Consider the following 22,747-nt stretch of genomic DNA (forward strand, 5'->3'; position numbering starts at 1 on the left):
AGCATGACCTTCTTGAGTCAAGAAGGTCATGCTCGAACTCGGCGGGAAGTCACCGGTCCTGATCTACGACGACGCCGACCTGAACATGGCCATCATGATGGCCTCGATGGGCATCTTCGTGCATTCCGGCCAGGGATGCGTCTGCGGCTCACGGGTCTTCGTCCAGCGCGGCGTCTACGACCAGGTGGTGGACGGCATCACGACGATCGCCAACGCGCTGCAACTGGGCGGCCCCAAAGAAGAGGGCAGCGGCATCGGCCCGCTGATCAGCCAGAAGCAGCTCACCCGTGTCATGGGCTTCATCGATGAGGGCAAACGCGACGGCGTCGAGGTGGTGACCGGCGGATACCGGCTCGACCGGCCCGGCTACTTCGTCCACCCGACCGTGCTCACCAACGTCGACCGCGATATGCGCCTGTACCAGCAGGAGATCTTCGGCCCCGTGGTGACGATCCTGCCGTTCGACGATGACGACGAGGCCGCGGCCCTCGCGAACGACACGACCTACGGCCTCGCCGCGACCGCCTGGACCACCAATCTCAGCCGGGCCCACCGCATCGCGAAGCGCCTGCACGCGGGCACCGTCACGCTGAACTCCCAGCTGAACTTCGATCACAACGTCCCCTTCGGCGGCTACAAGCAATCCCGCTGGGGCCACGAATTCGGCCGCGAAGGCATCGAGGCCTACCTCCAGACCAAGTCGGTGTGGGCACAGATCTGACACCGCGACTACCCTGACCGCCGCGCCCGAATCCGTTGCGTCTCAGCCGGTTCGGGTGGTGAGGGCGCGGCAGCCGCGGAGGAACGAGTCGGCGAGGGTGTCGCGGTCGTCCAGGTAGCCGCCGACCATCGCGCCGTCGCGGATCAGCATGAGATCGTCGGCGACCGCGCCGGGATCGGGCAGGTCGAGCGGATCGACGAGTTCCGCGAATAACGTTCGGCACCATGCGCGGTGCTCGGCGACCGCCTTCCGGACGCTGCTGTCCGGATCCGGGTATTCGGCGGCCGCGTTGATGAACGGGCAGCCGCGGAAACCGGGCTCACATGCCATCGCGCCGACCGCCGCGGCGATGAGCTGAAAGGCCCGGTCGACGTCGCCGTCCGCGTGCCGGATCGCCGCGGTGAGGCCCTCCCGTTCGAGCCGGGCGCGCCGTTCCAGATGGGCGACGATGAGGTCGTCCTTGCTCTTGAAGTGCCGGTAGAAGGTCACCTTCGTGGTCGCGGCCCGCTCGATGACCTTGTCGACGCTCACGGCACGGAGCCCGTCCGCATAGAACAACTCGGTCGCTGCGTCGATCAACCGCTCCCGCATCGACGCTTTCACGGTCCCGATCATAGGGCCTCCCTCCATTCGTCCTTGCGCCCCGCTCCCCTCGGCCGCTACTGTCGTCTCAAGTAGAGTGACTAGTCATTCTACTTTACGCTACGACAGATCGGACCCCTCATGACCACCGCCATCGCATCTCGCCCCGCGTCGATCTCGACGGCGCTTCGCACGCTCTATTTCGTCAGATTCGGGTTCGCGATCGTCTGGGCCGCGCTGCTCGCCGCGACCGCCTCCTCGATCGGCCCTGTCAGCGCGACCCTGCTCCTGCTCTACCCCGTGTTCGACCTCGCCGCCGCGGTCATCGACCATCGCGCGTCCCGTGCGACCCCCTCGGCGCTGCTGCTCTCCGTCAATATGGGCCTCAGCCTGCTCACCGCCGTCGGCCTCGCCTTCGCGGTCGGCTCCGGACTGCGCGCGGTGCTGATCGTATGGGGCGCATGGGCGATCGCCGCCGGAGCGGTGCAGCTCGTCGTCGGGGTTACCCGCCGCGCGCTCGGCGGGCAGTGGCCGATGATCCTCAGCGGCGGCATCTCGGTCCTCGCGGGCGCCGGGTTCATCCTGCAATCCGGCGGGTCCTCGGCCTCGCTCGGCAGCCTCGCCGGGTACGCGACCCTCGGCGGCGTGTTCTTCCTGATCTCCGCGATCCGCCTGGGCCGCACCGCCGAAGGACGCCGCCGATCGCGTGCGTGACCGCCCGGTCCGGCCGCGGGGCTGTCGACACCGCAATCGAGAATCTAATTCTCGAATTCTGCATTCGAGATATCGTTGCAGGGTAACATAGTTATCGGACGGATCGAGGTCAGCATGCCCGACACCCAACCGCACGGCGACACCGCGGCCTACTGGGATCCCTTCGACCCCGCGATCGCCCGCGATCCGTATCCGATCTACGAGCGGCTGCGGGCGGAGGCGCCGCTCTATTACAACGAGACGCACGACTTCTACGCCCTCAGCCGTGCCGACGACGTCGACCGCGCCCTGCTCGACTGGGAGACCTTCTCCTCCTCGCGCGGGCCGATCCTGGAGATCATCAAGGCGGGCGTCGAGATTCCGCCCGGCACCCTGCTCATGGAGGACCCGCCGGCCCACGACGTCCACCGCGGACTGCTCAAGAGCGTGTTCACGCCGCGGCGGGTGCTGTCGCTGGAGCCGCAGATCCGCGACCTGTGCGTCCGCTCGCTGGACCGGCTCACCGGCCTCGACCGGTTCGATCTCATGACCGCGTTCGCCAACGAGGTGCCGATGCGCGTGATCGGGATGCTGCTCGGCATCCCCGAATCCGACCAGGAATCGGTCCGCGAGCGCGCGGACGCGAATCTGCGCACCGCTCCGGGGCAGCGGATGCAGGTGTCGGACACGGCAATTCCGCATGCCGACCAGTTCGCGGAGTACATCGACTGGCGCGCCGACCACCCCTCCGACGACCTGATGACCGAACTGCTGCGCGCGGAATTCGTCGACACCGAGGGCGTGACGCGGACGCTGACCCGCCAGGAGATCCTGACCTACATCTCCGTCGTGGCCGGCGCGGGCAACGAGACCACCGCCCGGCTGATCGGCTGGCTGGGTTCGCTGCTCGCCCGGCACCCCGACCAGCGCGCCGAACTGGTCGGCCGGCCGCGCCTGATCCCGAACGCCATCGAGGAGACACTGCGGTTCGAGCCCACCGGGCACGCCATCGCCCGATACGTCACCGCCGACGTCGACCTGTACGGCCGGACCGTGCCCGCCGGCAGCGCGATGATGCTCCTGATCGGCTCGTCCAACCGCGACGAGAACCGCTGGCCGTCCCCGCAGCGATTCGACATCCACCGCAAGATGAGCAACCAGCGGACCTTCGGCTTCGGCACCCACTTCTGCCTGGGAGCCGCCCTGGCCCGCCTCGAGGCCAAGGTCGCCCTGGAGGAACTACTCGCCCGATTTCCCCGATGGGACGTCGAATGGGACGGGGCCGCACTGTCCTCGACCTCCACCGTGCGCGGCTGGGAGACCTTGCCGATCACGATCGGCTGATACTCGACAGGTACGTCCTCGATGACATCCGTGTTACGGATCCGCTAGATCCACGGCGGGCGAATGTAAACGGGCTCCGGAAAGGCCCAGCACGACGATTACGCGGCGGTCGCCCGCTGTTCTGAAACGCTCGAATTCACATCGCCGCAGCGCCGAAAATGACTGCCGCACAGACATTTACGAGCCTAGGACGCAATTCGCGACCGGTGAGACTTCGGCAACTCTCAATTACTCCGGATGTGACCAACAGGAAATACTCACGGCGTCAACTAGTTCCATCGGTGAACCCGACTCCCCCGCCGAATTCACCGATTCCGACGAACCTTCCCCAGGAGTTGACGCATGTCCGCACCCACCGAGACCACCGCCGACATCGACAAGGCGATCGAGGAGAACATCGCGAAATCGCTGGCCGAGATCCCGCACCCGGCGCTGCCCAAGGGCACCAACATCTACGGCGCCACCAAGATCTTCCCCGACTACCGCGCCGAGGCCGGGGAAACGTACTTCACGCTCGTGCACGGCATCGCGCACGAGTCCTCGGTGAGTTTCGTGGCCGTCCTGCAAGCCACCCGCGCGCTGCGCAAGGGCTTCGAATCGGCCATCTATTTCTACGGACCCGGCGCGATCAACTGCGTCGCCAACCGCGGTTTCCCGACCACCGGCGACAGCGGCTTCCCCGGCGAGCAGAACATCAACGAGGCACTGTCCACCTTCATCGCCGAGGGCGGCAAGGTGTTCGCCTGCCGGTTCGGCCTGGCCCTGCACGGCGCGCGCGAGGAGGACCTCATCGAGGGCGTCGTTCCCGCACATCCGCTCGACGTGCAGGACGCACTGATCCACTACGCGCGCAAGGGCGCGATCATCAACTCCACCTATCAGGTGTAGGCGGCCCGCCATGACCGAGGTATCCACACGAGTAGACCTGGCGCTACTCGGAATTCGCGTCGACGTGCCGGTGCAGCGCCGTTCCGGAGCCGGGCCCAGCGACGACGGTCATGTGCTGTTCGGGGGCGCCGGCGCTGCCGTTCCCATCCGGTCCGACAGTCCCTACACCCTGCGCGGCGACCGGCTGCTGCGCGACGGCGCCGATCTCGGTGTCGCCGTCGAGCCGGTGCGGCGGCCGCGCTTCTACGACCTGCGCACCGCCGACGGCATCGCCTACGAGCAGATCGCCAAGCTGCACGGCGCCGACGTGCTCGCCACGACCGTGGTGCAGACCTGTATTCGATACGGCGAGGACCAGCGCTGCCGGTTCTGCGCGATCGAGGCCTCGCTGGCGGCGGGCTCGACGGTCGCGGTCAAGCGGCCCGAGCAGCTCGCCGATGTCGCGGCCGCCGCGGTCCGGCTCGACGGGGTGCGCCAGATGGTGATGACCACCGGCACCACGGCCGGAAAGGACCGCGGCGCACGGCATCTGGCGCGCTGCGTGCGGGCCGTGCGGCGGGCCGTTCCCGGACTGCCGATCCAGGTGCAGTGCGAACCGCCCGCCGACCTGGCCGTTCTCACGGAACTGCGCGAGGCGGGCGCGGAATCCATCGGCATCCACGTCGAATCCCTCGACGACCGGGTGCGCGCCCGCTGGATGCCCGGTAAGTCCACGGTGCCGCTGTCGGAGTACCGGGCGGCCTGGGCCGAAGCCGTGCGGGTGTTCGGCCGCAATCAGGTGTCGACCTACCTGCTGGTCGGCCTCGGCGAGGACCCCGACGAACTGGTCCGCGGCGCACGGGAACTCATCGAGATGGGCGTCTACCCGTTCGTCGTCCCCTTCCGGCCGCTGGCCGGGACGCTCGCCGCCGATGTCGACGGCGCGGCGGCGCCGGCGCCGTCGCTGCTCGAGGACGTAACTCGCAGGGTCGCTGACGCATTGCGCCGGGCCGGGATGCTCGGCGCCGATCAGAAGGCGGGCTGCGCGGCGTGCGGGGCGTGCAGCGTGCTCCGGACCGCGGGAGGCTGACATGGTCGCCGTCGACACCTTCCGGGCCTCGTCGTCACCGGACCACTGCGTCCTGTCCGGACACCCGAATCCCACCGAGCCCGCGGACGGATTCCTGATCCGCCCGGCCGACGCCCGCCATCTCGCCGCCTATCGCGGGCTGCGCCGCGAGAGCTTCGTTCGCGATCAGGGCCTGTTCGAGGGCAGCGACGCCGACGACACCGACGACGATCCGCGCACCATCGTCCTGGTCGCGCTCGCCCCGGACGGCACCGTCCTCGGCGGCGTGCGCCTTGCCCCCGCCACCACCGCCGATCTCGGCTGGTGGACCGGCAGCAGGCTGGTCGTGAACAGCGGGCGCCGCACGCGCGGGGTCGGTCACGCGCTGGTGCGCGCGGCGTGCGCCTACGCCGAGAACGCCGACGTCCTGCGGTTCGAGGCCACGGTGCAGCGGCGGCACGCCGCGATGTTCGCCCGCTTGGGCTGGATCCTCCTGGGCGACACCATGGTCGGCGGCGCGCCGCACGTCCGCATGCGCTGGCCGATCGACCGGATCGACCGGCTGGCGCGGACCACCAAGGTGCTGCTCGGCCCGCTGCTGAACGATCTCGGCGCGCAGCCGATGTCGCTGGGCGGCACCGGTTTCCGCGGTGACGACGGCGCGCCGGTGCCGGGCAGCGATCTCGTCGCGGCCTGCGACGCGATTCTCGCCTCCATGGTCGAACGCGATCCGGAGTGGGCGGGCTGGTGCGCGGCGCTGGTGAATCTCAACGACCTGGCCGCCATGGGCGCCGAACCCGTCGGGCTGCTCGACGCGGTCGCCGCTCCGACCCGGTCGCTGCTCACGCGCATCCTGCGCGGCCTGGCCCGGGCGAGCGACACCTGGGGCGTGCCCGTACTCGGCGGGCACACCCAGATCGGACCGGCCGCGCTGTCGGTGACCGCCCTCGGCCGCACCGCGCGGCCGGTGCCCGGCGGTGGCGGCCGGGCGGGCGACGAGCTACGCCTCACCGCGGATCTCGGCGGCCGGTGGCGTCCGGGTTATACAGGGCGGCAATGGGATTCGTCATCACTGCGGACCGGCGCGGAGTTGCGGGCGCTCGGGCGCTTCGTCGCCGACACCGCGCCGGCCGCCGCGAAGGACGTCAGCATGGCCGGGCTGGCCGGAACCGCGGGCATGCTCGCCGAGGCGTCCGGAGTCGGCGCGGAACTGGACGTGGCGCGCATGCCGCGTCCCGCCGAAACCGCTGTCGCGGAATGGATCACCTGTTTCCCCGGCTTCGCCATGCTCACCGCCGACCGCCCCGGCGCCGCGATCGCCGCCACCGGACCCGCGACCTCCGCGGTATGCGGCGTCCTGACCACCACGCCCGGCGTGCGACTGCGCTGGCCCGACGGAAACACCACCACCGCGGTGCCCGGCACCGTCACCGGATTGGGACTCTCATGACCGACCTGACCATCTCTGTCGCCGCCGCCGAATTCGGCCGCGATATGGACACCTGCTACCGCACCATCGGCGACCTCATCGATCGGGCCCGCGCCCGGGGCAGCCGCCTGCTGGTGCTGCCCGAGGCCTGCCTCGGCGGCTATCTGCCCAGCCTGGGCGGGGACACCGAGAGCGAGGAGGCCCGGCGGCGACGGCTGCGCAGCCTCCCGCCCGCCCTCGCGCTCGACGGGCCCGAACTACGCCGGATCGCCGCCATGGCCGGTGATCTCGTCGTCACCCTCGGCTTCTGCGAGGCCGACGGCGAGGACCGCTACAACGCCGCGGTCACCCTCACCGGCGACGGCGTGCTCGGCTCGTACCGCAAGGTGCATCAGCCACTCGGCGAAAACCTCTGCTACGCCGCGGGTTCGGCGTTCCGCGCCTTCGACACGCCCCTCGGCCGGATGGGCATGCAGATCTGCTACGACAAGGCGTTCCCCGAGGCGGCGCGGGCGCTGGCACTGGACGGCGCGGAGATCATCACCTCGCTGTCGGCGTGGCCGACCGCCCGCACCGCCACCGCCGAACGGCTCGAGGACGACCGCTGGACCCAGCGCTTCGACATCTTCGACCGCGCGCGGGCCGTGGAGAACCAGGTGGTGTGGATCGCCTCCAACCAGGCCGGGACCTTCGGCTCGCTGCGCTTCGTATGCAGCGCCAAGATCGTCGGTCCCGGCGGCGAGGTCCTCGCCACCACGGGCACCGAACCCGGCCTGGCCACCACGACCGTCGACGTCGAGCACGCGCTGGGGCTGGCCCGGGGCGGCGGCATGTACAACCTCCGCGATCGGCGACCGGAGATCTACGACAGCGTGGTCGCGCGGCACGGCGTGGTCGGACAGCCGTCCGTGCCCGAGGGATTGGCGGCCGCTCATGCCTGACCATCACGAGGTCGTCGTGATCGGCGGCGGGCAGGCCGGGCTGTCGATCAGCTGGCATCTGACCAGCCGCGGGATCGATCATGTCGTCCTGGAACGCGACACCGTCGCGCACGAGTGGCGCGACACCCGCTGGGACAACTTCACTCTCGTCACACCCAACTGGCAGTGCGTGCTGCCCGGCTATCGCTACGACGGTCCCGAGCCGCACGGCTTCATGACACGCGACGAGGTCTACGCGTGGGTGCGCGGCTATGCCGACACCTTCGATCCGCCGGTGCGCGAGCACGTCACCGTCACGGCGGTGAGCGTGGCGAGCGGCGGTGGTTTCGATATCGAAACGACCTCGGGGCCACTGCATTCCGATCAGGTGGTGGTGGCCGCCGGTGGCTATCACACGCCCACGATTCCGCGGTTCGGCGAACGGTTGCCCGGGACGATCCGGCAGTTGCACTCCGCCGAATACCGCAGTGCCGCCGACCTTCCCGAGGGCGCGGTCCTGGTCGTCGGCACCGGGCAGTCGGGCGCGCAGATCGCGGAGGATCTGCATCTGGCCGGGCGGAAGGTGCATCTCGCGGTCGGCAGCGCGCCGCGCGTCGCGCGCTTCTACCGGGGCCGCGACTGCGTGGCGTGGCTCCAGGACATGGGCCACTACGACATTCCCATCGAGGACCAGCCCGGCGGTCTCGGCAAGCGCGAGAACACCAATCACTACGTCACCGGCCGCGACGGCGGGCGCGATATCGATCTGCGTCGCTTCGCGCTCGAGGGCATGTCCCTCTACGGTCGGATGGTCGATGTCGCCGGTGGCACAGCGCGTTTCGAGCCGACCCTCGAGAAGCAGCTCGACGCCGCCGACGCCGTAGCCGAGAGCATCAAGGATTCCATCGACGCTTACATCACCCGCGAGGGCGTCGACGCACCCGCCGAGGAGCGCTATCGGCCGGTGTGGCGACCCGAGCGGGAGGTGACCGATGTGGACCTGGCGGCGAGCGGGATCACGTCGGTGGTGTGGTCGGTCGGCTTCCGGACGGATTACCGCTGGCTGCGCGTCGGTGTCTTCGACGGCGAGGGGCATCCGTGCCACAACCGCGGCGTCACCTCCACCGCGGGCCTGTATTTCCTCGGGCTGCCGTGGCTGCACACGTGGGGGTCGGGCCGCTTCGCGGCGATCGCCCGCGACGCCGAACACCTCGCGGAGCGGATCGCGCAGACCACCCGCACGCGCGTGGCGGCTTGATCGGATTCCCATGGCCGTCACCAGGATCGCCGCCGTCGCCGCCCATTTCGGCAGTGATATCGCCCGCGCCCTCGACAAGATCACCGGCATCATCGACCGGCTCGCCGCCGACGGCGTCGACCTGCTCGTCCTGCCCGATGCGACGCTCGGCGGCTACATCGGCGACCTCCGCAATCCCGATCCGGCGACCGGCCCCGAGGCCATCGACCCCGACGGCCCCGAGATCCGGCTGCTGTGCCGGCTGGCCGGCGCGATGACCGTCTGCGTCGGCTACGCCGAGCACGGCGACGGCGCCCGTTACAACGCCGCGGTCTGCGTGACCGGCGACGGCGTCCTGGGCCGCCACCGCAAGGCCCACCAGCCCGCGGGCGAACACCTCGCCTATGCCGCGGGAGATCGCTTCACCGCCTTCGACACTCCCGTGGGCCGTCTGGGAATGCTCATCGACTACGACAAGACCTTCCCCGAATCGGCCCGCGCCCTGGCCCTGGACGGCGCTCGCACGATCGCGGCCCTGTCCGCATGGCCCGCGAGCGTCACCGATCGCGCCTCCCGCATGCCCAACGACCGCCAGTCCCGCCTCTTCGACCTCTACGATCAGGCCCGCGCGGCCGAGAACCAGGTCGTCCTGGCCTCGTCCAACCAGACCGGCATCACAGGGTCGCTGCGATTTCTGGGGCAGGCCAAGATCGTCGGCCCCGGCGGCGACATCCTCGCGAAGACCTGGTCCAAGGGCGGGCTCGCGGTCACGGACATCGATGTCGACGCGGAGGTGGAACGGGCCCGGCGCGTCCTGCGTCACCTGGCCGAACGCCGGGTGGACGCGTACCACAACCTGATGAGCGACAAGGGCCGGTTCTGATGCGGGTCGCGTTGCTCACCTATTCCACCAAACCCCGTGGGGGCGTCGTGCATACACTGAATCTGGCCGAGGCCCTGGCCGCGCTGGGCGTGGACGTCACGGTGTGGACCCTGGGCCGCGGCGGCGACGCGGCCTTCTTCCGGCCCGTCGATCCGGCCGTGACCGTGCGCGTGGTGCCGTTCGAGGCCGCCGACGGCGAATCGGTCGGAGCCCGGATCATGCGCTCCATCAAGGCCTTACGCTCCGCCTTCACTCCCTCGCGCTACGACATCGTGCACGCCCAGGACTGCATCAGCGCCAACGCGGTCGACCGATGTATCCGCACCGTCCACCACCTCGACACCTTCACCACACCCGAGCTGGCCGCCTGCCACGAGCGCGCCATCGTCGAGCCCTACGCACACATCTGCGTCTCGGCCGCCGTCGCCGCGGAGGTCCGCGCGGGCTGGGGCCTGAGCCCCACGGTGATCCCGAACGGCGTCGAATACGACCGCTTCGCAACGGCTTCCGCGTCCGCCGCCCGTCTGGACTGGTCACGCAGGCTCGGCCCGTACGTTCTGGCGCTGGGCGGCATCGAACCCCGCAAGGGCAGCGTCGATCTCCTGGAGGCCTTCGCCCTGCTCCGCCGCGACCATCCACACCTGAGCCTCGTCTACGCGGGCGGCGAGACCCTCTTCGACTATCGCGCCTACCGGGCCGTCTTCGACTCGCGCGCCATCGAATTGGGCATCCGGCCGACGATCCTCGGTACCGTGCCCCACGACTCCCTGCCCGCCCTGGTGGCCGGCGCCGCCGTGGTTCCCCTCTTCTCCACGAAGGAGGGGTTCGGCCTGGCGGCCATGGAGGCACTTGCCGCGGGCGTGCCGGTGGTGGGCCGTGACCTGCCGGTTCTCCGGGAGGTGTTCGGGGACGCTATCGCCTACGGCACGAATCCCACCGATATGGCCACGGCCATGGCACAGAGTCTCCAGCGAGAACCCTCCGCAGCCGAACACGGCAGGGCCGTCGCCGCCCGATTCGGTTGGGACAAGGCAGCGAGAAGTCATCTCGAGTTCTACCGCGCGCACTAACACCACCGTCGTCTTCCCCTGCGCGTCTACCCTCCGACCGTGGCGGGTAGGTCCCAGATCTGGGTTTCCTCGACCACGTAGCTGGAGGTGGCGCCCGGCTCCAGTAGCCACGACCATCCGACAATGCCCACGGTCCCGCTGGTCAGCCGCGACTCCGGATCCAGGTGACGGATGCGGTGGCCGTTCACGCTCACCACCAGATCGACGCCCTCGGCCGTGTTGCGGCAGGACGCACCGATTCTGGTCTGCTGGTCCAGATTCAGTCCGGGCAAGCTGTCCTGGGAGGCGAGCACGGCCACCGTCGACTGCTCGGGCTGCCCCATCGCTATACCCCACTGCCCGGTGGTCGTCACCGTGAAGAGGTATCGGCGAGTCAAGTCCCCGGGTTCGCCCCGGCACCACAGCGCGATTCCCCCCGAACCCGACTCGTGGCGCACCACGGCTTCCATGCACGAATTCGTCAACATCGGTACGGGGGCATTGGCGGGGATGACCTGGGGGCCCGACACGGCCGTCAAACGATATGAGCCGGAAACGTATTCGGATCGGCCGGGACGTTGCGGCCAGCCGGACCGCACGTCGGTGAAGCTGTCGTCCAGGATCATCGTCCCGTTCAGCTCCGTGCAGAACGACGGCTTCGCTCCCGGTCCGGCGTCGTCGGGTGCGCGCTCGTCGCCCACCACCTGCCATACGACCACGACCGCGACGACCGCCAGCACCGCAGCGGCCGTGAGGAGTATCAGCCAGCGGCCTTCGATGACCGAATCCCGCCCGGCCACACCGGAATCGGGCGTCGCGGAGAATCCCGTGGACGCCTCCACCGCCTCGTCGAGGGCCTCGGCCACCTCGCCGTCTTCGCCCAGGGCATCCCGTACCCGGATGTAGCGCAACCGCCAGATCCGGCGATCGCCGCCGTCGGTGGGCGGCTCGGTGCCGGCCCGGTCGATGAGGCGCAGGCAGGTATCGATGAAGATTTCGAACGTCTCCCACCGCGGCATGGTCGAGCTGTCCGGATTGATGAGGTTGCCGATGGTGGCTTTGCTGATGCCGCCCCGCGCACCCGGCCCCGTGGCGGATTCCCGCGCGATCGTGTTGAGCGAATCGACCTGAGTGGTCCAACGAAGTTCGCGGAGTTGGGTTTTGAGAACCCGCAATTCCTCCAGCGGATCGGCCATGGTCGCATTGTGGCCAATCCCGTCCAAAGTTGTCCAGATTCTCCGGTCAGCGCCACTGACCAGCTGATTCTGGTGTGGCATCACAGCCGAGAGAACGGAGTTCGACCCATGAACACAACCCGTGCGCGCCTGGGCCTGGCCACCATCGCGCTGGCGACGGCGGGCGCTCTGACGCCGCTCGCCGCCCCCGCGCACGCCGCGCCGGCGGACTGCCCCTGGCCGTTCGTGTGCCTGTACGACCGTCACGGCGTGAAGAAGGGGGCGTTCCAGGACATCACCGCCGGCTACCAGCCGGTGAATTTCAGCGGTGGCCGTGGCTACAACGCCCGCCGCGACGACGTCGTCTATCTGCGCGACATCAACGGCACCGTCGGCTGCATCTTGCCGGGCAGATGGGGCGACCTCCCGACTCCCATCACCGGGCTGCGCATCGCCCCGGAATCACGGTGCTTCGGTCGGTGACCGATCGGCGGTGGCGTTGCCCGCCGCGATGTGGGAATAGTGGGGGGATGGCCACAACCTCCAAGATCATCGACCTGACCGGTCCCGGCCGCACGGATGCGTTCGGTGTCGGCGGGACCGACCTCGGTGTCGTCGCCACCGCACCGGACGGCCGGCTGGTCGCCGTTTTCGGTGACAGTTTCGATCGTGCCACGGTCGGCGGGCCCGGGTGGCGCTCGCCGATCGCTCTGTTCGCCGATCCCGAGACCGTGGCCGGCGGGCTGCGCTGGACCGGATCCGGCGGCGACGCGAACGACTACGCGCGCCAGCTGATCGAGTACCCGAAGTCGGCGGTGCTGCGCCGACCACGATGCTCGACAATGCTGCCGACCGACCTGATCACGCTGGGCGACACGATGTATCTGCACGTCATGGCGTGCCAAGGGCTGGGTACGGTGCTCTGGACCGAGATCCTCGCCTCGACCGACAACGGGGTGACCTGGTCGAACACCGGGGCCCGCTGGCCGGGAGACGTCTGCGACGGCCTGTTCCAGATGCTGACCTGGGAGGTCGCCGACGACGGGTACGTCTACGCGTATACGACCGGGTTCCGGCGCGACGCCGGTCTCCTGCTGCACCGGGTTCCCGCGCACTCGCTGACCGATCCGGGGTCCTGGGAGCCGTGGGGGTTCGCCGGTGAGCGCTGGGCCTGGGGCAATCCGGCGACGCTGACCCTGCCGGGCGCGCTCGGCGAATTGTGCCTGCGCCGGGTGCCCGGCCCGGACGGTCGGCGGCACTGGCTGCTCGTGTTCTTCGACGCGGGCCACTACCGGATCGACGCACTGCTGCTCGACGCACCCAACGCCGACCTGTATCGCGCACCGCGGACGACCGTGCTCGAGGGCACGAGCTGGGACGCCGAACATCACGCCACCGGCCGGGTCGCCCAGCTCTACGGCGGCTACGTGGTCCCGGGCTCCACCCTCTCCGAGCTGCACCTCGTCGTGAGCCAGTGGAACACCGGGACGAACTGGCCCTACCGCGCCATGCAGTTCCGCGCCGACGTCTCGGAACTGCTGTAGCACCGGCGCTCGGATCATCACACCCGTATCCCCCACTGTATTTCGGCGCTGCCCGAGGGCCTGGCCGCGACGCGGAACTCCGAATTTCGTCGCAGAATCTCAGATACTCATCACATACCCAGATACTAGTGAGTATATTTCTGGCGGGAGAGCATGCGAGCGTGAGCCAGGAGGCGTCATGGGTGAACTGTCGAGTGAGAAGCCCGAGGCGACAAAGCAATACGGCCCACCGGCCACCTCCGCCGAGGACCGCCTGCGGGTGAAACGAGTGCAGATCTGGGCGACGGCCGGTGGCCTGCTCTTGGCGCTACAGGTGTACGTGTGGGTGCGATGGATCAGCGGGCCGTACTTCGAGCGGGTGCCCGGCGGGCCGGCCGATCCGCCGATGGACATGAAGGCCTTCCTCACGATGAACGCCGTCGTGGTGTGTGCCGGTGGCGATCTGGTGGTTCCTCGTCAGGCCGTGGCGCCGGGAACGCCGGATCACCCTCGACGGCATCCTGCTGGTGTCCATGGGGTTGATGTTCTTCCAGGACCCGCTGCTGAACTACGTTGATCAACGCTCCCGGCTACGCGGCCGGAGTACTGATGCTCACGAAATTCGGCTGCTGGGTGATGCGAAAGATCACGTCGCGCTGGCCGAATATCACCAATCTACGGCTCATCCTGGCGACCTACGCGTTCACTTTCGTGCTCGACTTCGTCATGGAGGCGGGCTTCATGCTGCCGTTCGGGCTCTACACCTACCCCGGCGCCATACGGTCCGTCTCGTTCGCCGCGGGCACCTATCACCAGGGGCCGGTGTACGAGGGACTGATGTGGGTGCGGTGCAGGCAGGCCTGTGCTGCCTGCGCTACTTCACCGACGACCACGGCCGTACCGTCGTCGAGCGCGGCCTCGATCACCTTCGTATTTCAACGGCGGCATCTGCGGTGACGGCACGGACATACCGTGCCCCGACCCCGCGCTACCCATACCGACGAAGCGATCGGGATACATCGACACCAACGGAAACCTGATACCGCCCGGCGGAGCGGATATCTCGAACGATCCTCAGTGATGTAGTTCTTCGCTCCGCCGGCGTCGCTGTCAGGTCACGATCCGGCCCGACAGCGTTCCCGGTGGCCCGCCCGCTGGCATGATCGGCTGCCGGTGTGCCTCGAGATAGACCCCCTGATGGTTTCGAGCAGGCAGGACACAGCGATGCGAGACGGAGTTTCACGATCGCGGCGGGTTCGGGTCGCCGGCACCGGCCGGTCGCTACGCCGGCCCGAACCCGTTCGAGAACAACGGTTCATACGGACGTTGCACCGGTTCCTGGTCTGGAAGGGCTGGACGAACCTCGTCGCGATGGCGACCACGGTCGCCGCGCTCGGCGCCTTGTGGTTCACCGGACAGTCGTTGCGCGCCACCAAGGATCAATACGCGTTGTCGCAGCAGACCGTCGTGACCGATCGAGTGCACAAGGCCGTCGAACACCTGACCACCGACAAACCCGAGGCCCGGCTGTCCGCGATCTTCCTGCTGGAGCGCCTGGCCAAGGATTCGCCCGCGGATCACCCGACGATCTACTCGATCCTCGCCTCGTACGTGCACACCCAGTCCCCGGTGTGGAAGTGCCGGCTCGTGGGTAAGCCGGGCGAGCCGGGACGGCTCGAATACGATGTACAGACCGTGCTCACGGTGATCGGCCGACGTCACGTCCCGCACGACACTGCCGACACGGACATAGATCTCAGCGAAACCTGCCTGACCCGTGCGCGCCTGCGGGGCGCCGACCTGGGCCGACTCAACTTGGCCGGCACGAACCTCGCCGGTGCCGATCTCACCGGCGCGAACCTGGCCGACGCGAATCTCGCAGGGGCGAATCTGGCCGACGCCGTCCTCGACGGTGCCGACCTCACTGGAGCGAATACACTCGGCGCCACCATATCTCGTGGGCCAGGCGCGTAGTACATCGCAGCGCGGACGCACTACCCGCATTCTCGTTGTGCGCCAACCGTTGCGGCCGGCACGGCGGTCACAGCAGCCCTGGACCGAGACGGCTGAAGCGGTTTCGGCCTCAACGGGGTTCGTCGAGCTTGTCGACGCACGCGAGTACCTTCTCGTGCCAGTCGATTTCGGCTTGGATCCGCATGATGGCGTGATCGACGATGAGGTCGTCGGCGGTGTTCCGGTCGGGCCGGCGCCGGTCGGGCTGGTGCTCGATTCGGGAACGCCGCGCCCGCAGCGCGGCGAGGCGGTCTTCGATGTATCCGCGCAGCAGCTCCCGATCGAGATCATCGCTGACCGCCAGGGCGAGATCGACCGGGTCGGGCCGGATGTCGACCCCGGTGAAGGCCTCGTCACGCAAGGCGCGCAGTTCCCGGCGCCCTTCGCCGGTGATCTCGTAGACCGTGCGGGCGGGAAGGGCGCCCTCCTGCTCGGTCCGCACCGGCCGGATCAGCCCCTCGTCGGACATGCGATGCAAGGCGCCGTACAGCGACCCGGGCTTGACGCGCGACCACAGGTCGGCCCGGTCCAGGCGGGCATCGCGACGCAGTTGATGGCCGTGCATAGGGCCGCGTTTGGCCAGTGCGGCAAGGACGAACAGCCTGGTCTCGTTCACACGCCCAGTCTGACACGACTACTCGTTTTTGAGTACTCTTCCGTGTATGTCCGTTCGACCGATCCTCATCGCCGGCGACCCCCGGCTGACCACGCCCGCGGTTCCGGTGACCGCCTTCGACGACGAGCTCGCCGCGTTCATCGACGACCTGTTCGACACCAACACGGCCGCCGAAGGTGCGGGTCTGGCCGCGAACCAGATCGGCGACCCGCGTGCGGTTTTCGTCTACGACCTCGTCGACGACGGGCAGCGCCACCGCGGCCACGTCGTCAACCCGGTCCTGGAGACCTCCCCCATTCCCGAGACGATGCCCGACCCGGACGACCTCGAAGGATGCCTGTCCGTGCCGGACGAATGGTTTCCCACCGGGCGAGCGCACTGGGCCAAGGTCACCGGTGTCGACATGACCGGACGCCCCCTCACCGTCGAAGCCACCGGCTACCTCGCCCGCTGCCTCCAGCACGAGACCGACCACCTCACCGGCCGCCTCTACCTCGAACGCCTCATCGGCAGAAACAAACGAGAAGCGCGCCGAATGATCAAAGACCGGCAGTGGACCCGCCCCGGCAACAGCTGGCTCCCGGGCACGGACTCTCGAACCTCACCGAGCTGACCCGACACGCGGTAGGGCGACAGTTCGGCGATTCGAATCCGAATGGCATCCAGGCCCGCAGGAATGCACAGATATCAACGTGGCTCGAAAGCCTGCTGTGCGGCCGACACCATTTAACTGTCGATATCGGCGAATACCTGCACAATAGCGGTGTTATTAGCCCTCCATGCCCGCCGAAATATGTCACTTATTCATTCCGGCTGATAGCATCCGCGCCGTGATTCAACGATTTATACGGACAACCTTGATGTACAGCGCCCCGATCGCCGCGGCCGCCGGTGTGGCGCTCGCCCCCGCCGGTGTGGCTTCCGGCCAAGACGCATTGCAGCCGCCCGCCGCCGAATTCTCCGCCGAGAACGGGGGCGGGGTATACGCGAAGATCCAGAACCCGAACGATCGAGGCGTGTGCTGGGCCGAGAACGCGGACACCGGCGCGCTCTTCAATATCGGCAGCTCCTACCAGACATTGAGCACGGAAGAATCGGTGGCGGCCCCCGGCCGGACCAATTTCGTCTCGCTGCGCGGCCTCGACAACGGCCCGGCGCATGTGATCGGCCGCTGCGCCGACAACTATCCGCAGTCGGCGAATGATCCCACAGCATCGGCCACCGAGGTCGCCACGGTCGAGGTGACCGGCGCCGGAATTCCGCTGACCGGCAGCGCCGGCCGCTGACCGTCCCGCGCGAAGTTCATCGAGTGTGACTGCCGGGTGGGTCCCCTCACCCGGCAGCGGGACCGACGCACCTACGACAATCGCGTAATCCGGATGCACCGTCCAGCCCACGATTCAGCGGAATACAGGACTCCGGCAGACGTCTCACCAGCTAGGGCGAACTCGTTCCGCGCGGCGGCAGTGGTGCGGACACGGGTGAGGCGTGGAACGCTGGAATCACGAGTGCGGCGAAGCGGCGCGACGCCGCGATTCGTGCTACGGGTGTGCTCGCGTGGAGGCCGTCGTTGGCCGTGATCACGGCGATCAGGTCGTCGACCACGACGCCGGGGCGCAGGCGGCCGGTGTCTTCGACCCGGCGGATCAGGTCGGCCGCGGATGTCAGCGACGACGTGCGGAGTGCGGCGAAGTCGATCGCGCGCGGGAAGGTGGACTTCACGGCCGCGGTGAAGCCGTGGTCGAGTGCTCGCAGCTCACAGAGCTTCGTGAGGGTGTGGCAGAAGCCGTTCCAGGGGTCAGCGTCGGCGAGTCCGTCGGCCATCGCGGACCGCCATGCGTGCGTCCGGTCGGTGAACACCTCGGCGATCAGTATCTGCTTGGTCGGGAAGTGGCGGTAGACGGTCGCGGGCCCGACCTCGGCGCGGCGGGCGATCTCCCGGATCGCCACGTCCAGGCCGACAGTGACGAACACCGCGCGGGCCACATCGATGATGTGGTCACGGTTGTCCTGGGCATCCGAACGCGGGCTGCGAGGCAAACGAGCGGTCACCGCTCTCACTTTCGTCGATCGGGCAGGAATCCCCGTTACGGTCCACTGGTCGGTCCTCGCGCGCAAGCCGATCCGGCCGATCTACGACGAATTCACCGAGGGGACAACGCACTACATGACTTCCACCAGGCACGACGGCGACACCTGGGACCTGGCATCCAGCGTCGGCGCGACCGCCACCATGGCCGCCGCGACCCGGGCGATAGCCACCCGTACCGATCGGGCGCTCATCGACGACCCGTTCGCCGAACCGCTGGTCCGGGCGGTCGGCATCGACTTCCTCACCCGGCTGGCGACGGGCGAGGTGGCCCCCGACGGCCTGGTCGAGCAGGCGGCGATCGACGGGGCCAAGGTCCGCACCAGGTTCTACGACGAGTTCTTCCTCGCTGCGGTGGACGCGGGCATCACGCAGGCCGTGATCCTGGCATCGGGATTGGACTCCCGCGCGTACCGGCTGCCTTGGCCGACCGGAACCGTGGTGTACGAGGTCGATCAGCCGCAGGTCGTGGACTTCAAGACCCGGACGCTGACCGACCTGCGCGCGACGCCCACCGCCGAGCGGCGAGTGGCCGCGGTCGATCTGCGCGACGACTGGCCCGCCGTCCTGCGCGCCGCCGGATTCGACCCGGCGCGGCCGACCGCGTGGAGCGCCGAGGGGCTACTCGGCTACCTGCCGCCCGAGGCGCAGGATCTGTTGCTGGACACCATCACCGAACTCAGCGCGCCGGGCAGCCGGGTGGCCACCGAGAGCCGTCCCAACCCGCGCCCGGGCGAGGACGAGACGACGAAGAAGACCCTGGACCACATTTCCCGACGCTGGCGCGCGCACGGTTTCGACCCCGATATGGCACGGCTGCGATATTTCGGTGAGCGCAACGAAGCGGCCCCGTACCTGACCGGCCGCGGCTGGGCACTGAACACGATCACCAACCGAGACCTGTTCGCCGCCAACGGCCTTCCACCCCTGACCGACGACGACTTGCGCATGGGCGATGTCCTCTATGTCAGCGGCACGCTGGTGGATTCCTGCGCGGTCATGGAGGATTGGGGCCATTATGAATCCACAGGATCTCGCAGCACGGTTGAGCGATCTGGCGCGTGACCTGCAAGCAAAGGACGATGTCGACGAGACCCTCCAGGGCATAGTCGACGCCGCCGTGCACACGGTGCCCGGAGCCGGTTACGCGGGCCTGTCCGTGGTGCGCGGGCGGGACACGATGAGCACTCCCATCGCCTCGGCCGACCTGGTCCACGAGGTCGACCGAGCGCAGATCGACTTCGCACAGGGCCCCTGCATGGACGCCCTGTACGACAAACACACGGTGTCACTGCCGGACATGGGCGCGGAACAGCGCTGGCCCCTCTTCGCCGCCCGGGCCGTCGAACTCGGCATCGGAAGTATGCTGTCGTTCCAGCTCTACGTCACCGGCAACGACCTCGGAGCACTCAATCTCTACGCGCACGAGATCGGTGCCTTCACCCCCGAATCCGAACGGGTCGGCCTGCTGTTCGCCGCGCACGCCGCCGTCGCGATGGCCGACGCCCAGCACGCCGCGCATCTGGCCCTGGCGCTGGATACCCGCGACCTGATCGGGCAGGCCAAAGGCATCCTCATGGAACGCTACAAACTCAGCCCCGACCAAGCATTCGCCCTGCTCGTGCGCGCCAGCCAGCACACCAACACCAAACTCGCCCAGATCGCCGACAACCTCGCCCGCACCGGCCACCTGCCGGGCCCCTGACGGCCGATCCGGGGATCCGGCGAACCACGCGAGCGGCGGATGTCCGGTGTGACCGTGCGTCCGGCGGGTAGTCGCCGGTCATGACCACCGACTCAGCGTTGGCCGATCCGATCGCCCCGCCCCTGCCGAATCCGCGCGGACCGCTGTCGGCCGCCGTACGCGATGTGCTGCGCGGTACTCCCCCGGGTTCCGCGCCGGAGATCGCCGCCGCCGATCCGTACGGCGGCGATCTGCATCTGGCGCTGCACATGTGCTACGAAATGCATTACCACGGTTTCGATTCCGTGGCTCCGGACCGCGAGTGGGATCCGGAGGTACTGCGGCTGCGGGCGGCGCTGGAAGACCGTTTCCTCGCCGCGCTGCGCCGCGATGTCGCCGGTGGCCGCGACCTCGAGGGCGAATTGGATCTGCTGGTCACCGAGCCGAAGGAGGCGAGCGGCGTCGGGGCGTTCCTCACCGAAGAGGGCCGGTGGTGGCACCTGCGCGAGTACTTCGCGCACCGATCGATCTACCACCTCAGGGAGGCCGACCCGTACGCGTGGGTGATCCCCCGGCTGCGCGGACACGCCAAGGCGGCGCTCGTGGCGGTGGAATTCGACGAGTTCGGCGGCGGCCGCGGCGACCGCGTGCACGCGCGGCTGTTCGCCGACCTGCTCGCCGGGGCCGAGATGTCCCCGGACTATCTGCACTACCTGGACGTGGCGGCCGCGCCGATGCTCGCGCTGGTCAACATGATGTCGCTGTTCGGGCTGCACGCCAGCCGGCGGGGCGCGCTGGTCGGGCATTTCGCGACCGTGGAGATCACCTCGCCGCCAGCCGCCCGGCGCATGGCCGACACACTGCGCCGCCTCGGCGCGGATCCGGCCTGCGTGCACTTCTACACCGAGCACATCGAGGCCGACGCCGTACACGAACAGGTGATGCGGCGCGAGGTGATCGGCGACCTGCTCCGGCAGGACCCCGACCTGCTGCCGTCGGTGGTCTTCGGCATCCAGGCCACCAACCTGCTGGAAGACCGGATCGAACGTCATCTGCTCGACGACAGCTGGCGCCGCGGCCGCACCTCGCTGCATACGCCCCGACCGGGCGCGGCGGGTTGAACCGGGTTATCCGGGTAGTCGCCGATCATGATGTTGTTCCGCGCGCCGGGCGTCTATCGCCCGCAGGCCGACACCGAACTGCTGATGCGAGCCGTGGCCGCCGCGTCGATACCGCGCGAGCCGCGAGTGCTCGATGTGTGTACCGGCACCGGCGTCCTCGCCCTGCACGCACGCCGACTCGGGGCGAAAACCGTTACCGCCGTGGACATCTCACGAGCCGCGCTGCTGTCGGCGTGGCTCAACAGCCGCGCCCGCGGGCAGCGAGTCGAATTGCTGCGCGGTGATTTCACCCGGATGACATGGCCACGGCCGTTCGACGTCGTGGTGGCCAATCCGCCCTACGTCCCCGGCCCGTCCGTCACACCGCCGCGCCGCGCGCGGGACCGCGCCTGGGAAGCGGGGCCCGACGGCCGGGCGGTACTGGACCCGCTGTGCGAGATGCTGCCCGGCCTGCTCGCCGACCACGGCACCGCGCTGATCGTCCACTCCGGGATGTGCGGGCCCGATCGAACCCTGCACCAGCTGCGCGACGGTGGCCTCAAGGCCGCGGTGGTGGCCCGCGAGACGACCGCGTACGGGCCCGTCCTGCGACGCCGCGCCCGCTGGCTGGAAGCCGCCGGGCACGCCGCCCCGCACCACAACCACGAGGAACTGGTGGTCATCCGTGCCGACCGACCCACAACCTGAACCACGCCGCGTCCGGCTCACCGCCGAAGGCCCGGCTCTCATCGACGGACCGGTCGACCTGGTCACCGACGACGGCACCGTGCTGCACTGCGACCGGTTCACCGTCGCGGTCTGCCAGTGCCGGCGCTCCAAGATCTACCCCCTGTGCGACACCAGCCACCGCAAGCACCGCCGACGCCCCCAATAGCGGTCAAAGATCTTCTCCCACACCGATATCGGTGATTCGAACCGCGATTCGTCGACCTCGGACCGGGTAGCCCGAGACTGCCGCCCCCGGGCGGCCCATCGATAACCTGGGAAGGAGACTCCGATGGCCAACACACCACACTCCAGCGCGCTCGACCCGACGCGGGACGCCCGTGGCGGCGTGCCGGCGATTACCATCGACGGGCTGATACTGCTGGCCGGACTGTTCACGGCCATCACGCCGTGGGTGGTGGACGATTTCGCCGCCGCGCAGCGGCTGGTGGTCCAGAACCTCGTACTCGGGATCGCCGTGGCCGTGATCGGCCTGGTGATGACCGCGGTGCCCGCGCGCGGCTACGGCCTGAGCTGGGCGCTCATCCCCCTCGGCGTGTGGGGAATCATCAGCCCGTGGATCGTCGACCAGCGCCCGGACGGCGTGCTCTGGACGAATGTGATCATGGGCGCGATCATCGCCGTGCTCGGCCTGGCGGCCGCGGGACTGCTGGTCACCGCCTTCGCCGCCCTGCGACGCCCGCGCCACGCTCCGGTCCAGGCGCAACCGAGCCACTGACCCCGATACCCCGGTGATCCGGCCACCAGCCGACGATCACCGGGCCGGCAGCATCCGACGTGGATCGCGAACCACGAGTTCGCGATCCACGTCCGTGTAATTGCCATCGGCATCCGCCGTCACGCGGGGTTGCCGATCCACGACGCGGAGCACACGAGGTCGCCGACCCACGCGGGGCACACGAGGTCGCCGACCCACGCGGGGCACACGAAGTTGCCGACCCACGCGGGGCACACGAAGTTGCCGACCCACGCGGGGCACACGAGGTCGCCGACCCACGCGGGGCAC

General features: G+C 68.9%; 24 protein-coding genes and 2 pseudogenes. 22 read left to right on the forward strand and 4 right to left on the reverse strand.

Annotated features, from left to right (window positions below; all coding sequences use genetic code 11):
* Nucleotides 1–16: 16 nt before the first annotated feature.
* Nucleotides 17–721: pseudogene (locus ON41_RS16765) on the forward strand (aldehyde dehydrogenase family protein); the annotation flags it as partial.
* Between the two features lie 42 nt (nucleotides 722–763).
* On the opposite strand, the gene ON41_RS16770 reads toward ON41_RS16765, so the two are convergent.
* A complete protein-coding gene (locus ON41_RS16770) occupies nucleotides 764–1,336 on the reverse strand; it encodes a TetR/AcrR family transcriptional regulator (protein WP_040748596.1) in 573 nt (190 codons plus the stop codon).
* Nucleotides 1,337–1,444: 108 nt separating this feature from the next.
* Between ON41_RS16770 and ON41_RS16775 the strand changes: the two genes are divergently transcribed.
* From ON41_RS16775 to ON41_RS16815, 9 genes are all read left to right on the forward strand, one after another.
* The gene (locus tag ON41_RS16775; protein WP_040748597.1) at nucleotides 1,445–2,017 is read left to right on the forward strand and encodes a hypothetical protein; all 573 of its coding nucleotides are present in this window, start codon (nucleotides 1,445–1,447) and stop codon (nucleotides 2,015–2,017) included.
* Between the two features lie 114 nt (nucleotides 2,018–2,131).
* On the forward strand, nucleotides 2,132–3,340 hold the full coding sequence (locus ON41_RS16780) for a cytochrome P450 (protein ID WP_040748598.1): 1,209 nt from the start codon (nucleotides 2,132–2,134) through the stop codon (nucleotides 3,338–3,340).
* A gap of 342 nt (nucleotides 3,341–3,682) precedes the next feature.
* On the forward strand, nucleotides 3,683–4,228 hold the full coding sequence (locus ON41_RS16785; RefSeq protein WP_040748599.1) for an MSMEG_0572/Sll0783 family nitrogen starvation response protein: 546 nt from the start codon (nucleotides 3,683–3,685) through the stop codon (nucleotides 4,226–4,228).
* Nucleotides 4,229–4,238: 10 nt separating this feature from the next.
* Nucleotides 4,239–5,297 carry an MSMEG_0568 family radical SAM protein gene (locus ON41_RS16790; RefSeq protein ID WP_040748600.1) on the forward strand — a complete coding sequence of 353 codons (1,059 nt, stop codon included), beginning with the start codon at nucleotides 4,239–4,241 and terminating at the stop codon, nucleotides 5,295–5,297.
* Nucleotide 5,298: 1 nt separating this feature from the next.
* Nucleotides 5,299–6,726, forward strand: a complete 1,428-nt coding sequence (locus ON41_RS16795; protein WP_040748601.1) for an MSMEG_0567/sll0787 family protein — start codon at nucleotides 5,299–5,301, stop codon at nucleotides 6,724–6,726.
* On the forward strand, nucleotides 6,723–7,646 hold the full coding sequence (locus ON41_RS16800) for a carbon-nitrogen hydrolase family protein (protein ID WP_040748602.1): 924 nt from the start codon (nucleotides 6,723–6,725) through the stop codon (nucleotides 7,644–7,646). Before ON41_RS16795 ends, ON41_RS16800 begins: the two co-directional genes overlap by 4 nt.
* Complete coding sequence (locus tag ON41_RS16805) at nucleotides 7,639–8,883, forward strand: MSMEG_0569 family flavin-dependent oxidoreductase (RefSeq protein WP_040748603.1); 1,245 nt, start codon at nucleotides 7,639–7,641, stop codon at nucleotides 8,881–8,883. The genes ON41_RS16800 and ON41_RS16805 overlap by 8 nt, the downstream gene beginning before the upstream one ends.
* A gap of 10 nt (nucleotides 8,884–8,893) precedes the next feature.
* On the forward strand, nucleotides 8,894–9,745 hold the full coding sequence (locus ON41_RS16810; RefSeq protein WP_040748604.1) for a carbon-nitrogen hydrolase family protein: 852 nt from the start codon (nucleotides 8,894–8,896) through the stop codon (nucleotides 9,743–9,745).
* Nucleotides 9,745–10,815 (forward strand): MSMEG_0565 family glycosyltransferase, encoded by a 1,071-nt coding sequence (locus ON41_RS16815; RefSeq protein ID WP_040748605.1) that lies wholly within the window; start codon nucleotides 9,745–9,747, stop codon nucleotides 10,813–10,815. The genes ON41_RS16810 and ON41_RS16815 overlap by 1 nt, the downstream gene beginning before the upstream one ends.
* Nucleotides 10,816–10,841: 26 nt before the next feature.
* On the opposite strand, the gene ON41_RS16820 is transcribed toward ON41_RS16815, so the two are convergent.
* Nucleotides 10,842–11,990, reverse strand: a complete 1,149-nt coding sequence (locus tag ON41_RS16820; RefSeq protein WP_040748606.1) for a hypothetical protein — start codon at nucleotides 11,988–11,990, stop codon at nucleotides 10,842–10,844.
* 108 nt (nucleotides 11,991–12,098) lie between these two features.
* On the opposite strand from ON41_RS16820, the gene ON41_RS16825 reads away from it, so the two are divergent.
* The 4 genes and pseudogenes from ON41_RS16825 (at nucleotide 12,099) to ON41_RS16840 (ending at nucleotide 15,466) form a co-directional block, all read left to right on the forward strand.
* Complete coding sequence (locus ON41_RS16825) at nucleotides 12,099–12,452, forward strand: hypothetical protein (protein WP_051161686.1); 354 nt, start codon at nucleotides 12,099–12,101, stop codon at nucleotides 12,450–12,452.
* Nucleotides 12,453–12,499: 47 nt separating this feature from the next.
* Complete coding sequence (locus ON41_RS16830; protein WP_040748607.1) at nucleotides 12,500–13,513, forward strand: glycoside hydrolase family 183 protein; 1,014 nt, start codon at nucleotides 12,500–12,502, stop codon at nucleotides 13,511–13,513.
* A gap of 178 nt (nucleotides 13,514–13,691) precedes the next feature.
* Nucleotides 13,692–14,573, forward strand: a pseudogene (locus tag ON41_RS16835) (spirocyclase AveC family protein).
* A gap of 290 nt (nucleotides 14,574–14,863) precedes the next feature.
* Nucleotides 14,864–15,466, forward strand: coding sequence for a pentapeptide repeat-containing protein (locus ON41_RS16840; RefSeq protein ID WP_157185498.1), 603 nt, complete (start codon nucleotides 14,864–14,866; stop codon nucleotides 15,464–15,466).
* A gap of 109 nt (nucleotides 15,467–15,575) precedes the next feature.
* Here ON41_RS16840 and ON41_RS16845 read toward each other — a convergent pair whose 3' ends face one another.
* A complete protein-coding gene (locus ON41_RS16845) occupies nucleotides 15,576–16,121 on the reverse strand; it encodes a PadR family transcriptional regulator (RefSeq protein ID WP_040748608.1) in 546 nt (181 codons plus the stop codon).
* 46 nt (nucleotides 16,122–16,167) lie between these two features.
* On the opposite strand from ON41_RS16845, the gene ON41_RS16850 reads away from it, so the two are divergent.
* The gene (locus ON41_RS16850) at nucleotides 16,168–16,734 is read left to right on the forward strand and encodes a peptide deformylase (protein ID WP_040748609.1); all 567 of its coding nucleotides are present in this window, start codon (nucleotides 16,168–16,170) and stop codon (nucleotides 16,732–16,734) included.
* 166 nt (nucleotides 16,735–16,900) lie between these two features.
* Nucleotides 16,901–17,407: a hypothetical protein gene (locus ON41_RS16855; RefSeq protein ID WP_157185499.1), complete on the forward strand. Its 507-nt coding sequence runs from the start codon at nucleotides 16,901–16,903 to the stop codon at nucleotides 17,405–17,407.
* Between the two features lie 151 nt (nucleotides 17,408–17,558).
* On the opposite strand, the gene ON41_RS16860 is transcribed toward ON41_RS16855, so the two are convergent.
* Nucleotides 17,559–18,173, reverse strand: coding sequence for a TetR/AcrR family transcriptional regulator (locus tag ON41_RS16860; RefSeq protein WP_174411332.1), 615 nt, complete (start codon nucleotides 18,171–18,173; stop codon nucleotides 17,559–17,561).
* 115 nt (nucleotides 18,174–18,288) lie between these two features.
* Here ON41_RS16860 and ON41_RS16865 point away from each other — a divergent pair, with 115 nt between their 5' ends.
* From ON41_RS16865 to ON41_RS16890, 6 genes are all read left to right on the forward strand, one after another.
* A complete protein-coding gene (locus ON41_RS16865; RefSeq protein WP_083905412.1) occupies nucleotides 18,289–19,275 on the forward strand; it encodes an SAM-dependent methyltransferase in 987 nt (328 codons plus the stop codon).
* Complete coding sequence (locus tag ON41_RS16870; protein WP_218003485.1) at nucleotides 19,256–19,915, forward strand: GAF and ANTAR domain-containing protein; 660 nt, start codon at nucleotides 19,256–19,258, stop codon at nucleotides 19,913–19,915. The genes ON41_RS16865 and ON41_RS16870 overlap by 20 nt, the downstream gene beginning before the upstream one ends.
* Nucleotides 19,916–19,995: 80 nt before the next feature.
* Complete coding sequence (locus ON41_RS16875) at nucleotides 19,996–21,015, forward strand: iron-containing redox enzyme family protein (protein WP_040748613.1); 1,020 nt, start codon at nucleotides 19,996–19,998, stop codon at nucleotides 21,013–21,015.
* A gap of 27 nt (nucleotides 21,016–21,042) precedes the next feature.
* Complete coding sequence (locus ON41_RS16880) at nucleotides 21,043–21,702, forward strand: methyltransferase (protein WP_040748614.1); 660 nt, start codon at nucleotides 21,043–21,045, stop codon at nucleotides 21,700–21,702.
* The gene (locus ON41_RS16885) at nucleotides 21,680–21,889 is read left to right on the forward strand and encodes a CDGSH iron-sulfur domain-containing protein (RefSeq protein ID WP_040748615.1); all 210 of its coding nucleotides are present in this window, start codon (nucleotides 21,680–21,682) and stop codon (nucleotides 21,887–21,889) included. The genes ON41_RS16880 and ON41_RS16885 overlap by 23 nt, the downstream gene beginning before the upstream one ends.
* A 123-nt stretch (nucleotides 21,890–22,012) precedes the next feature.
* A complete protein-coding gene (locus tag ON41_RS16890) occupies nucleotides 22,013–22,459 on the forward strand; it encodes an SPW repeat protein (RefSeq protein ID WP_063709888.1) in 447 nt (148 codons plus the stop codon).
* Nucleotides 22,460–22,747: the final 288 nt, after the last annotated feature.

It is taken from the genome of Nocardia transvalensis NBRC 15921 (assembly GCF_000308875.1).
GTDB lineage: Bacteria > Actinomycetota > Actinomycetes > Mycobacteriales > Mycobacteriaceae > Nocardia > Nocardia transvalensis.